The 11,314-nt window shown below is 40.7% G+C and carries 14 protein-coding genes; 8 read left to right on the top strand and 6 right to left on the bottom strand.

The window, feature by feature from the left end; genetic code table 11:
• Positions 1–72 precede the first annotated feature (72 nt).
• From NTV63_05570 to NTV63_05560, 3 genes are all read left to right on the top strand, one after another.
• Positions 73–1,242, top strand: a complete 1,170-nt coding sequence (locus tag NTV63_05570; protein MCX6710385.1) for a hypothetical protein — start codon at positions 73–75, stop codon at positions 1,240–1,242.
• Positions 1,243–1,491: 249 nt separating this feature from the next.
• Entirely contained in the window at positions 1,492–2,112 is a 621-nt protein-coding gene (locus NTV63_05565; protein MCX6710384.1) for a hypothetical protein, read from the top strand.
• Entirely contained in the window at positions 2,109–2,771 is a 663-nt protein-coding gene (locus tag NTV63_05560; GenBank protein ID MCX6710383.1) for a hypothetical protein, read from the top strand. Before NTV63_05565 ends, NTV63_05560 begins: the two co-directional genes overlap by 4 nt.
• Before the next feature lie 423 nt (positions 2,772–3,194).
• Here the strand turns inward: NTV63_05560 and NTV63_05555 are convergent, their stop codons facing one another.
• The 3 genes from NTV63_05555 to NTV63_05545 form a co-directional block, all read right to left on the bottom strand.
• Entirely contained in the window at positions 3,195–3,560 is a 366-nt protein-coding gene (locus tag NTV63_05555) for a hypothetical protein (GenBank protein MCX6710382.1), read from the bottom strand.
• Positions 3,561–3,661: 101 nt separating this feature from the next.
• Complete coding sequence (locus NTV63_05550; GenBank protein ID MCX6710381.1) at positions 3,662–4,663, bottom strand: hypothetical protein; 1,002 nt, start codon at positions 4,661–4,663, stop codon at positions 3,662–3,664.
• Positions 4,660–4,953, bottom strand: a complete 294-nt coding sequence (locus NTV63_05545) for a hypothetical protein (GenBank protein ID MCX6710380.1) — start codon at positions 4,951–4,953, stop codon at positions 4,660–4,662. Before NTV63_05545 ends, NTV63_05550 begins: the two co-directional genes overlap by 4 nt.
• A 313-nt stretch (positions 4,954–5,266) precedes the next feature.
• Between NTV63_05545 and infB the strand changes: the two genes are divergently transcribed.
• From infB to NTV63_05525, 4 genes are all read left to right on the top strand, one after another.
• Positions 5,267–7,081: a translation initiation factor IF-2 gene (gene infB, locus NTV63_05540; GenBank protein ID MCX6710379.1), complete on the top strand. Its 1,815-nt coding sequence runs from the start codon at positions 5,267–5,269 to the stop codon at positions 7,079–7,081.
• 64 nt (positions 7,082–7,145) lie between these two features.
• Entirely contained in the window at positions 7,146–7,409 is a 264-nt protein-coding gene (locus NTV63_05535) for a hypothetical protein (GenBank protein MCX6710378.1), read from the top strand.
• A gap of 39 nt (positions 7,410–7,448) precedes the next feature.
• The gene (locus NTV63_05530) at positions 7,449–7,862 is read left to right on the top strand and encodes a DUF371 domain-containing protein (protein MCX6710377.1); all 414 of its coding nucleotides are present in this window, start codon (positions 7,449–7,451) and stop codon (positions 7,860–7,862) included.
• A complete protein-coding gene (locus tag NTV63_05525; GenBank protein MCX6710376.1) occupies positions 7,859–8,728 on the top strand; it encodes a hypothetical protein in 870 nt (289 codons plus the stop codon). Before NTV63_05530 ends, NTV63_05525 begins: the two co-directional genes overlap by 4 nt.
• On the opposite strand, the gene NTV63_05520 is transcribed toward NTV63_05525, so the two are convergent.
• Both NTV63_05520 and NTV63_05515 read right to left on the bottom strand, forming a co-directional pair.
• Positions 8,725–9,210 (bottom strand): hypothetical protein, encoded by a 486-nt coding sequence (locus NTV63_05520; GenBank protein MCX6710375.1) that lies wholly within the window; start codon positions 9,208–9,210, stop codon positions 8,725–8,727. The two genes, NTV63_05525 and NTV63_05520, sit on opposite strands and share 4 nt — an antisense overlap.
• Positions 9,211–9,296: 86 nt before the next feature.
• A complete protein-coding gene (locus tag NTV63_05515) occupies positions 9,297–9,578 on the bottom strand; it encodes a PRC-barrel domain-containing protein (protein ID MCX6710374.1) in 282 nt (93 codons plus the stop codon).
• Positions 9,579–9,714: 136 nt separating this feature from the next.
• Between NTV63_05515 and NTV63_05510 the strand changes: the two genes are divergently transcribed.
• Positions 9,715–10,545, top strand: coding sequence for a TraB/GumN family protein (locus tag NTV63_05510; GenBank protein ID MCX6710373.1), 831 nt, complete (start codon positions 9,715–9,717; stop codon positions 10,543–10,545).
• Positions 10,546–10,559: 14 nt separating this feature from the next.
• On the opposite strand, the gene NTV63_05505 is transcribed toward NTV63_05510, so the two are convergent.
• Positions 10,560–11,314 (bottom strand): hypothetical protein (locus NTV63_05505; protein ID MCX6710372.1); only part of this gene is annotated, 755 nt, incomplete at its 5' end.

Genomic DNA, 11,314 nt, shown 5'->3' with positions numbered 1-11,314 from the left:
ATAGGTTATGGTGCGCTATATCCGTCTGGCTGGAACGATACGATAATCATAGAACACGGGGTTGTCTACCTTGTGAAAACGGATGCTAACGGAAATGAAGTTTGGAATAAATCATTTGGAGCACCCGGCATGTCTATGTCTGCCTGTTCCAATATTGACAATATCATATGTACCCTGAATCAGAATAGTTCATCTGTATGGTTGCATGGAGGATTTGTGGGGCACTCTGTCCAGCAGACCTTTGATGGAGGATACATTATTACAGGAGTGTATGCTTCCGGCAGACTGCATAACAGGACTTCACCTACCGACAATAGGCAGGTTGACTATGGTACAGGAGCTGAAGTATACCTTATAAAAACAGATGCGAACGGGAATATGCAGTGGAACAAAACTTTTGATGGAGAATATTATCAAGAAATAGGTTATGACGTTCAGCAGACTTTGGACGGGGGATTTTTCATTGTCGGAACAACGAGTTCCTACGGCGTATGCCCTTATTGTGCAAAGGAACTAGGGCAACCAGCGCCAGAAGATGTCTATTTAATCAAGACTGATGCAAATGGGAACGTTGTTTGGAAGAAAGTCTTTGGAGGAATGCATATAGACATGGCATTTTCAGGACAAGAGACTTCAGATGGCGGATTCATTGTTGCCGGTGTTACAGCTTCATTGAGTGGAAATGGCGTGGAAGATGTTTATTTGCTGAAGATTGACAAAAATGGAAACAAGATGTGGGAAAAAGCATTTGGGAAAAAAGGCAGGACTGAAAAGGGGAGCTCAGTCCAGCAGACTTCAGATGGTGGGTATATCATTGTTGGGCAGACTGTGTGGGGCGGAGCTCAATGGGAGACAGAGTCAGATGTTTATTTGATAAAAACTGACGCCAATGGAAATGAAATCTGGGAAAAGGAGTTCGGCGGAGACCTGACTGACATCGGATACTCTGTAGAACAGACATCTGATGGAGGATACATCATTTCCGGATTTACTGCTTCCTTCGAAGACTTGGGCGCGACATACCTTATTAAGACAGATGCAGACGGAAACAAAGTCTGGGAAAAGACATTCGAGGGTATTAGCGGGTTATCCGAAAGAAACTCAGTTCAGCAGACCACTGATGGCGGGTATATCATAAATGCCGGAAACATACAGACTCATGACATAGCATCTGATATATTGTCCTATGGAACTGGAGAAGATGCCTACCTGATAAAGACAGATGAGAATGGGGATGTCTGAAATTTTTTTGAGTGTGCCCCTTGACTAATGTCCTTTAAGTATTGCCGTTGCTCTTTTGATTCGACAACAGTATGCCTCTGGCTATACTTTTCCCTGTTTCTATCAGAACTTAAACGTCTTCGTTAAATCGCATAACTATAAATGATTTTTGTCTGCGTTGCAATAGATTATCTGATTTGGCAGTCTAGATTAAACAAACTATTAATAAAAATAGGAACATTTATATAATAGTTATACCTAAATTAAACTATGGAAAAAAGCGAACTTCTGCAAAAGCTGGCGGGAATTCAGACAATAGAGTCGGTAATGGATATACTTGAAGCAGATAAAAAAATGGCGGTTTACTATATCCACCGCCTTAGAAAAGAGGGCTATGTTAAAACCAGGAGGCAGAGCAATAATCGGCGGGTCTACAATATTTCTTTAGATAATAAGCTGGGCGGCAAAAGTTACGATGAAATTATTAATCAGTATTCTCCCATAAAGATTTCTACTTCTGTAATTCATAGAATTTATGGCAAAGAGCCCAGTCTGGAAGAAACCTTAATTTATGCTGTTAAAACCAAAAGCCTCAGGGCTATTCTTGCATCATTAGCGTTATTCAAAAAAATCAGTAATTGGGTTGAGTTATATAATCTTGCTAAAGAAAACCATATTGAACGGCAAGTTGGGGCATTGTATGATCTTGCCCGCAAGATTATGAAAGTAAGAAGAATGGCTGATAAATTTAGAGGCAGTGCATTGCCGAAAGAAGGATATAAATTTGAATATGTTGTTCCGGGACTAAAATCAAAAGATTTTATGGAAATTGAGAAAAGTTGGAAAATCTATCTCCCATTTAATAAGAAAGATTTGGACGAATACAAATGATAACTATAGACCAGCAGCAGAAATTATTGTTAAACGTCGCCAGAAGGCTTGCCAGAAAGATAACCGTTTATGCCATAGGCGGAACAGCAATGATGTTTTTAGGATTTAAAGATGCGACTTTAGACATCGATCTCGTATTTGAGAATGAAAAAGACCGGGCGGTCTTCAAAGAGGCAGTAAAATCTATTGGCTATTTGGAGATGCCCGCCATAAAAGTTTATGGCGAAAAAAGAAATGCGCCTGAAATGTTTAATCTTGATGATGAACGCTTTGATTTGTTTGTCGTAGAAGTGATAGATTTTATCTTTTCAGTCAATATGAGAAAAAGAGCAGAGCAAATTCATCAGTTTGAAGATAATCTAATCATAAAAATCGCAAATCCTCACGACATTATACTTATGAAATGCGCAACTGACCGGCTGAAAGACAAAGATGATGCCAGGAAAATTATCAATTCCACTAAAATTAACTGGGATATAATAATTGATGAAGCAAAAAAGCAGATAGAGTTAGGAAAATACCGGGCTGCTTTTGACTTGGGCTGTTTCTTAGAAGAGCTTAAAACAAAAATGAATCTTGACATTCCTCAGGAAGTATTGGATAAACTATTTACAATTGTAGAGAAGCAGGCTAAAGATAAAAGATTAAAAAAACGTTAAGTTCAATAACTATTGTTGCGAATAAAAAATAAATTCGTCGGCTGCAATTCAATAGGGTTTTGGGCTTTCGATACTTTTTATAAAATCTGTAATATGTTTGAATTATATGTCTGTTGAAAAGCATAAAAGCCGCTTATACAATGAATTTCTTGAAGTTCCTGAAGTTGCATTAAAAGATTGGAATTAGAATTAAACATTTCTCTTATGCTAAAAAACGGCGCTAAAACTCAATACAAAGAAATTCCTTTGGAATTTCTTGTTCCAAAATTCGCTTGGCGAATTTTTGGTACTTTAGTTTGGAGATACAGCGCCGTTTTTGGCACAACAAAATCTATGATTTTGTGTGCACGAACGCTTTGCGTTCGTTGCATCCTAAAAATCCGCGTATCAGAGAGTGTCCGATCAAACGCTCTCAGCGGATTTTTATGATATAATCAGCACAATTACGAATATTAATAGTATTGAAAGGGCGATTCCAGCTATCTTATGCTCTTCAGCCATCTTGTTTACCCATCTGAAATACAGAATTCCAAGGTAGGATAAAGCGGCAAGCAGGATTGCAACAAATATTGTTGTGAATATGCTCATTGTTGACTTGAAAAGCAGCTTTAAGGCAATCAGGACTGTCCCGAATATAGCGCTTACTGCAACGAATTCAGCATCGTTCCCAGGTATAAGCGGGTTTTCATTGCTGTCCATAAAGAACAGAAGCACATTCTCCTCTTCCTCATTGTCTATTACATCAACAAGGAAGTTCCAGGTTTTCTTTGCGCTGTCAGCTAAAAACATAATTCCACCTTAATGTAACTACTAAACAATAACAAATATTTAAAGGTTTTGCTTTATGGCGCAAAAAAAGATTCTTGCGCAAGACTCTGTCTTTGCGCAATTTAGAATGATAGCCGTTGGCTTACATTTTCCTGGTGCGAAAAAAACCAGGCCAAATCAGAGAGCCTGTCATTGAAATCCTTGGTTATTGCTGGTGAGAGCATATGTTTTATCGCGTCTCTTCTTGCAAATGCCTTTTCCCCTATTACAACAATCTTGTTCATCCCTGAATCCGCTGACTCTTGCGATGAGTATGAATTTGGGACATAGCTGAAGCTCCTGAATCCATTTTCTGTTTTTATAAATCCCTTTGCCCTTTCAGCGCCTGTCAGTGTTAGTGCTTTTTTCAGCATCTCTTCAGAGACAATTCCGTTTCCATAGTATACGTATGCGCTTATCCCGCTGTGAGATTCAGGATTTCCTCTTATCCCAAGGTTGTTCTTTATTTTCCACAATAAGTATGATTTTCCCTTTCCTGTTTTTTCAAGAGATGAGCGGTCTATTCTTTCTGTTGAATCAATAATCCCTTTTTCAACACTGCACATTACAGCAGAAATGACATTGCAGTTAAGCTTTCTGATGTTTGAGAGCTGTCTTTCAAGATCTTCTTTTCTTACAAGGTCAGCCTTGTTGAGTATCACAAGAGATGCGTTTCCAATCTGGTCAATTGTGTGGCTGCTGAGCTTCTTTGCTTTAGAAAATCTTTCTGCATCAATGACCGCAATCGGTATTATCTCAAGCGATTCAAACTCACCCAGCACTGAAAGAGCAGGAGAGAGCTCTGCTGCGCCTGACTCCTCAATAACTATCATCTGCGGGTTCATCTCAGAAAGGCACCTTGAGACTGCCTCTCTGAAGTTTTCCAGGTTTACGCTTCCGATGCTCCCATCATTTATCTCAATAATCCTGACATTTTCAGGAAGGAGCTTTCCATCAACTCCAAACTCTGAAATCTCATTCTCGATTATCACAATATCTTTCTTTGGATTCTCCCGGATAATCGCCTTTGCAAGCTCGGTTTTCCCGCTTCCAAGATATCCTGAGATTACATACGCCTTTATCATCTTGCCCCCAGGCTGAAGAAGGCTTTCTGGAAAAGATAGATTCCAATAAGCCATGATAAAAATGAGAGGAACGCATTTGCCGAGAAAGCATGATGTATCCCAACCTGCCAGATGTAAGCTCCGGCAGCAACATCAGCTATGCTTACTCTGTTTCCCATAAGAAGAAACAAAAGCCCTTTTACCGCAAGGACAACAGCAGCAATTATGAGAAATCGGGAAGGCAATGATTCAGAGAGGACCATCGCAATAACCGCAAACAAGTCAATCATCCCGAGAATCTTTACAATCATTTCACTAAAGACAAAACCGGCTGTTTAAATACTTTTTTGGTTCTGGCTCAAATCAGATTCTTTGGCTGTTTGTTGCTTTTGTAGGGTTTATCGTTGGAATAGTTGGTTTGATATTAAAAAAGAAAAAGTAAAATCAGAAGAATATATACTTGAATAGCTGAAATATCAACTTAAGACTGAAATTACGGCGACAACTGGATTTAGCGCCGGTTTTCGAACTTTCTTCGCTTCTCTTTGAACATAAACGTCTTCTTTATCTGTCTAATCAGTTTTTTCATAAACATTTAAAAATAAGGCTTTTATCCCATTTGCCATGCCCGAAGAAACAAAAGAAACCAAGGAAATGGGTAAGGATGGGGAATGTCACATAAGGAGCCCCATCTGCGTCTTTGAGGGGCACGTTGACCATGGAAAATCCTCCCTTCTTGATGCGATAAGGGGAAGCTCTATTGTTCAGTCAGAGCCGGGAAGGATAACCCAGAGCATTGGCGCCTACATGGTTCCCATTGATAAGATAAAAGCCATGTGCGGCCGCCTGATATCATTAGGCAAGGTTGAGTTTTCTGTTCCAGGGCTTCTTTTCATAGACACTCCAGGGCATGCTGCATTCAGCAGCTTGAGAAAGAGGGGCGGCTCTCTTGCTGATTTTGCAGTTGTCGTTGTTGACATTAATGAGGGGTTCATGCCCCAGACAATTGAGGCAGTTGAGATTCTGAAAGCAAATAAAACCCCGTTCATAATTGCAGCAAACAAGATTGACTTGATTCCAGGCTGGGCTTCAAATTCAGAAATGCTCCTGAAAAACATCTTAAATCAGAATCCCGAAGTTCAGAGAATCCTTGATGAGAGAATCTACCAGTTTGTGGAGCAGCTTTACAAGCTCGGCTTTGAGTCAGAGAGGTTTGACAGGGTTGAGAACTTCACAAAGCAGATTTCAATAGTTCCTGTCTCTGCAACCACCCATGAAGGGATTCCTGAGATGCTCTCTCTTGTCATAGGGCTTGCCCAGCGCTACCTTTCAGAATCCTTAAAGTGCAGCTCATTTGGCTTTGCAAAGGGCTCAATTCTTGAGGTTAAGGAAGAGCCGGGAATAGGGAATATGCTCGATGTCATAATTTATGATGGGATGCTCAGCAAGAATGACACAATTGTAATAGCGGGGCTGGAAAAGCCTATTGTTTCAAAGGTAAGGGGGCTGTCTGAGCAGGTGATTCCCCACAGGAAAGACAAGAGATATGCGCTTGTGCCTGTTGAGAAGGTTTTTGCAGCAGCAGCTGTTAGGATTATGGCTTCTGACACAGAAGGGGTTATTTCAGGAATGCCCCTTATGTCCTGCTCTGAAAAGAACCTTGAGGAAACAAAAGAGGCTGTCCAGTCAGAGGTAAGCGAGGTTGTGATTGAGATGGAATGCCAGGGAATAATTGTAAAAGCAGAAAGCCTTGGCTCCCTTGAGGCAATGATTTCCATTTTGAAAAGCAAGGGAATCTCAATAAGGCGCGCAACTGTTGGCGCAATAAGCAAGAAGGACATAACTGAGGCGCAGTCAAGCATTGAGTCAAATCCTCTTAATGCAGTTATACTTTCCTTCAATGTTCCCCTTGACCCTGAGGCAAAGGAAATCATAAAGGATTCGCAGGTTAAGATACTCTCTTCAGAGATAATCTACAGCTTAATTGACAATTTTGAGGAGTGGAGAAAGGGAAGGGAGCATGAAATTCAGGAAAAGGCAATGAGCTCAGTTGTCCGCCCATGCAAAATCCAGATAATGCCCCAGTTCATCTTCAGGAAGAACAACCCGGCTGTTGTAGGTGTTGATGTAATTCTTGGGATGATACATGTTGGAACGCCCCTTATGAAAGAAGGCAAAAGCATAACAAGGATAAAAGCAATCCAGGCAGAGAAGGAGAGCATTCACTCTGCTGAAAAGGGAAAGCAGGTTGCAGTAAGCCTTGAAAAGGTAACTGTCGGAAGGCAGATTAACGGGGGGGATTTCTTATATTCAGTCCTCACAGAAAATGAATTCAGGAAGCTTAAGGAAATGAAGCAGTTCCTGAAAAGCGATGAGATTGATGCAATGCGGGAAATAATGATGATTATGAGAAAGGAAAATCCCCTGTGGGGAGTTTAATCATAATAAACCAATACAATTAAATATCTGTGAAATCAGGAATTTATTGTTTCGAGGTGCAAAAATGGCAGGAGCAAAGGAAGAAAAACCAGGCGAAAAGAAAGTTCAGATGAGCAGGGATGAGCAGATTGGATTCCACAAGGGCTCACTTGCAACTCTTGCAAAGGAAAGGCAGGAATTCTCAAGGACTCTCTCAATAGTTGAGCAGCTTATGCAGATGCACATAAAAGCGCTTCAGGAGCTGGGAATTGACCTGACAAAGGAGGAATCCGGGGCTGAGCAGCCAGAGCACAAGAAGCCGAAAAAGCCGATTGAGGATATTTTGTAAGATTCTTTTTTTTATTTATTAGAGTTATGGCTGGTAAAAATGGCAGATTCAGTAGTATTTCACGCTTACGGGCATTGGAATGTCCTTTCCCTTCACAGGAATACAATTGAATTCACAAAGCACGGGAATCTCACGAAAAGGGGCGACTGCATCCTTGCAGTGCGCTCTGACTTTTCGCTTTCTGAGATAAGGAAGTTTCTTAAAAAAATTCCAAAAGAAAAGAGAATGATAATCAAGATAAGCGGAAACGGATTTCTTGAAGAAATATCCTGCAAGCCAAACCCGGATTTCTCTTCACAGGAGGAGATTGTAATAAGGAAAGGTTTTTTTCTCTCTGAAAGAACTCTTGGAAATGATGCAGACAAGGCTGCAAAGGATATCGGAAGGGCTTTTGTTAAAAAGCTGAAAAATCCAGAATTCATGATTGAGATAGAGCTTGCTGAGGAAAAATGAGAAATGCAAAAGAAATTCTTGAGGATGAAGAATCTGACAAGAGAGGAATTGAACGGGGTTTGGTAGCGCATGCCTTTCATCCCAATCCAAGCCTTGACCAGCACTTCATCTACGACAGGAAGCTGATAAGGAGAATAACCGGCATTCTTGAGGTTGAGAAGGATGATGTTATCTTTGAGATAGGCGCAGGAATCGGGACAATTACAAAAGAGATTCCCAAATGCAAAAGGATATATGCAGTTGAGATTGACAAAAAGGCATTTTCTGTCCTGAAAAACGAGATTGGAAAATCATCTTACATTGAGCCTATGAACGCTGATGCAATTGCGCTTCTTGACGCCATTCCCTTTACAAAGATTTTCTCAAGCACCCCGTTTGCAATATGCGAGCCCCTGCTGAACAAGCTTTTCACTCTTGATTATTCGGGGGCAGTTCTCCTGCTTCCAAAGAAATTTGTGGATTCAGTTCTTTCCAAGAAGACAAAGCTCGGGCTTTTTTCCGACGCATTCCTTGACATCAAAGTTGAGTTTGAGATTGAGCGAGAGTCATTTTACCCTATTCCAAGGGCAAGGACAGTAGTTGTCTCAATCATAAGAAAGGAGCAGGATTCCCCTTCTGATGCTCTGTCAGGAAATGAGCGCCTTGAGAATTTTTTGGTGAGAAGCTTTTACCTTCAGAGGGACAAGAAGCTGAAAAACGCATTGAGGGAGATTTTTGGTAAACTTTTTGGGCTCACAAAAAGGCAGGCAGAGAAAAGGATAACTGCGCTTTCCATCTCTCCTATTACTCTTGAAAAGCTTGTTGAGAGCATGAATTACAATGATTATCAGAACGTAATTGAGAAGATAAAATCAGTAGGAAATTAGCAAAGCTCCTTTAACCTTCTCGTCTTCGGGACAAAGTTTATTATTCTCCCTTCCTTGTACCTTCCTGAGCCGAGAAAATTATTCTGGTATTTCATTATCAGGAACCCTGAATTGTCATTTGAAATCTCATCATGCCCTGCTGCCTCAATATCCTCGCCCTTCATCCATTTCCCGCACTGCTCGTAATTCATTTCAAATAGGTTCTTCTTTGCGAGCTTTCCGACTATCTGCGAGCCCTCAATGCTCAGGCGGAGCATGCCATTTTTCAGCTCCCCGAAATAAAGCCCTGCAGAGTTTGCCCGTAGCCTTGAGAACTCAATCCGCCCAATGTCCCTTGTTACAAGAAAAATTCTCTCCTCATTGTTCTCTATAAATCCCCAGCCGTCGTATTCAGGAGTGTCTTTAAGATTGCAGCCCCACTGCTCAGAAATCATTTTAATAATTTCCCGCGTTTCCTTGCTGTTAAGTATCTTAAATTCCATAATGCTGAATAATCTGAAAACCCTATAAAAATCTTGTGGAAAAAAACAGAATAAAGTAAAATAATTAAAAAATAATTGAAAAAAGCTTACTCCTCTTCCATGCCCTCTTCAGGTGCAGAGCTTGGGATTGCAAGCTTTCTTATTATCATTATGTCGCCTATGCTTTCAACATAACTGTGAGGAACAACAACGCCTTTTGCCCCTCCGCCGAGTATCTTTCCAAGGAATGATTCCCTTCCTGCCCTGACTCTCCATCCGTAGATTTTTGATGCAGTCAGGACAGATTCCTCAACATCCCCGAAATACTCGCCAGAATCAGTAAAGACCCTCATTCCGTATACTTCGCTTATCCTCTTCATCTTGAGCATTCTATCCCCTCCGTAATAATTTCTCTCTTAATAAGATGTAATTCTAAAACTGTTATTCCTAATATTTAAATTTTGTGTTTAAATAGGAGAATAAAGCCATGGAAAAGTTTATAATTTCATCAGCCAAAGGGTAATTATGAGCGGGAAAGGAGTTAATAAGGAAAAAGCAGGTAAAAGCAGGAAAAAAATTGCGGAAAAGGGCATTTCAAATAAAAATCCGCAGCAATGGCATTCTGAAAATCTTATGATTATCGGGACATCACATATTGCTGAGGAGAGCGTTGTTCGGATAAGAAATGCAATTCTGAATTGGAAGCCGAATGTTGTCGCTCTTGAGCTTGACCATAATAGGTTTTATTCTCTCATGAATCCCGAGAAAGGCGATAAGCGCCTTTCAAGGCCTAGCATAAGAAAGGTTGGGATAAAGGGCTTCCTTTTTACTGTTGTAGGAAGCTTCCTTCAGAGAAAGCTCGGCGAGAGAGTTGGGGTTGAGCCCGGTTCAGACATGAAAACCGCTGCAGAGGACGCTTCAAGAAACAATATTCCTGTAATGCTTATAGACCAGGATATTGAGCTTACCCTCTCAAATTTCTCAAATGCCTTAACTCTCAGGGAGAGGTGGAACTTATTCTCTGATTTTTTCATGGGGCTCATTTTCAGGAAAGACATTATTGAATTTGACATATCAAAAGTGCCTGACAAGAAGACAATTGAAACGCTCATCTCAAAACTCAGGGAGCGCTATCCAGGAATCTACAAGAGCCTTATTGAGGACAGGAATATCTTCATGGCGAAGAAAATCGCAAGGTTCATGAAAAGCAATCCTGAAAAAAAAATCCTTGCAGTTGTGGGCGCAGGGCACGAAGATGCCATATCCCTTCTTGTTTCCAATTATGTCATGAATTCAGAAATCATTGGAAATGAGATTTCATACAAGTTCTCCTACAGCATCAATAATGAAAAATAAAAATTTAATTTTCTTCAGTTGCTTCCTGATGGTTCTGATATGGATGGCTGGTATATTTTTCCTTTGTAATTGAACTCAGGAAGGATTCCCACGCACGGAACATTCTTTATTTTTATCTCAAGCTCATTCCCTTCCTCACTTATTCTCCATTGGAGCGGAATTGCCGAGTATGCGCACGCCCACCCGCAGGCTTCGCAGTGAGCAGCATCAGGATTGTATTCCGGGTCTGCTTCAAGATTCCAGTTTTGGCTTAGAAGCAGCTTTCTTGCTTCTTCAGGAAGGATGCTCTGGTACATTTTTACATCGTCCCAGCCTATTGATTTATACTCTTCAGAAAATCTGCTTGTAGCATCAAGGCAGACATACATAAGGCGCTCAACATCAGAGGGTGCTTTGCTTGTTGTTAATGGGAGAATCTTGTTGTACTGCGCTTCAGGAATTGCATATATCAGCTGCGAATTTGCCCTCATTGAGCCACCATTGAAGAACTGCCCAGCCCATAATTTTGTGAATGCATCTGCCTCTTTTTCTGTGAATCCCTTAGAAATCACATCTTCTTTAAGGGTGTTGTATTCTTCCTTGAATGCAGTTATCTCTGCTGTCTTTTCTTCTCCTGGATTTAAAGTTCCGATTTTTGCGCCCATAGTTTTTTGCATGAACGGGGATGCACCAGGAACTCCTGTCACAAAAACCATTGAGTCAACTGGGTAATTTCCTGTGTTTTTCACTGTTACAGAGCCCATGTTAAATGAAAGCTCAATTGGGTTTT

The sequence above is a fragment of the Candidatus Woesearchaeota archaeon genome (genome assembly GCA_026394965.1).
Lineage (GTDB): Archaea > Nanobdellota > Nanobdellia > Woesearchaeales > 0-14-0-80-44-23 > JAPLZQ01.
The sequence above is the reverse complement of the archived record's forward strand: the minus strand, read 5'-3'. Positions and strand labels throughout refer to the sequence as shown.

What these genes read in the sequence shown, in the direction of transcription:
- NTV63_05510 (MCX6710373.1), top strand. Translation starts at nt 9,715, where the DNA reads ATGAGCGGGAAAGGAGTTAATAAGGAAAAAGCAGGTAAAAGCAGGAAA.
- NTV63_05550 (MCX6710381.1), bottom strand. Translation starts at nt 4,663, where the DNA reads ATGATAAAGGCGTATGTAATCTCAGGATATCTTGGAAGCGGGAAAACC.
- NTV63_05525 (MCX6710376.1), top strand. Translation starts at nt 7,859, where the DNA reads ATGAGAAATGCAAAAGAAATTCTTGAGGATGAAGAATCTGACAAGAGA.
- NTV63_05545 (MCX6710380.1), bottom strand. Translation starts at nt 4,953, where the DNA reads ATGATTGTAAAGATTCTCGGGATGATTGACTTGTTTGCGGTTATTGCG.
- infB (MCX6710379.1), top strand. Translation starts at nt 5,267, where the DNA reads ATGCCCGAAGAAACAAAAGAAACCAAGGAAATGGGTAAGGATGGGGAA.
- NTV63_05520 (MCX6710375.1), bottom strand. Translation starts at nt 9,210, where the DNA reads ATGGAATTTAAGATACTTAACAGCAAGGAAACGCGGGAAATTATTAAA.
- NTV63_05565 (MCX6710384.1), top strand. Translation starts at nt 1,492, where the DNA reads ATGGAAAAAAGCGAACTTCTGCAAAAGCTGGCGGGAATTCAGACAATA.
- NTV63_05515 (MCX6710374.1), bottom strand. Translation starts at nt 9,578, where the DNA reads ATGCTCAAGATGAAGAGGATAAGCGAAGTATACGGAATGAGGGTCTTT.
- NTV63_05535 (MCX6710378.1), top strand. Translation starts at nt 7,146, where the DNA reads ATGGCAGGAGCAAAGGAAGAAAAACCAGGCGAAAAGAAAGTTCAGATG.
- NTV63_05555 (MCX6710382.1), bottom strand. Translation starts at nt 3,560, where the DNA reads ATGTTTTTAGCTGACAGCGCAAAGAAAACCTGGAACTTCCTTGTTGAT.
- NTV63_05530 (MCX6710377.1), top strand. Translation starts at nt 7,449, where the DNA reads ATGGCAGATTCAGTAGTATTTCACGCTTACGGGCATTGGAATGTCCTT.
- NTV63_05560 (MCX6710383.1), top strand. Translation starts at nt 2,109, where the DNA reads ATGATAACTATAGACCAGCAGCAGAAATTATTGTTAAACGTCGCCAGA.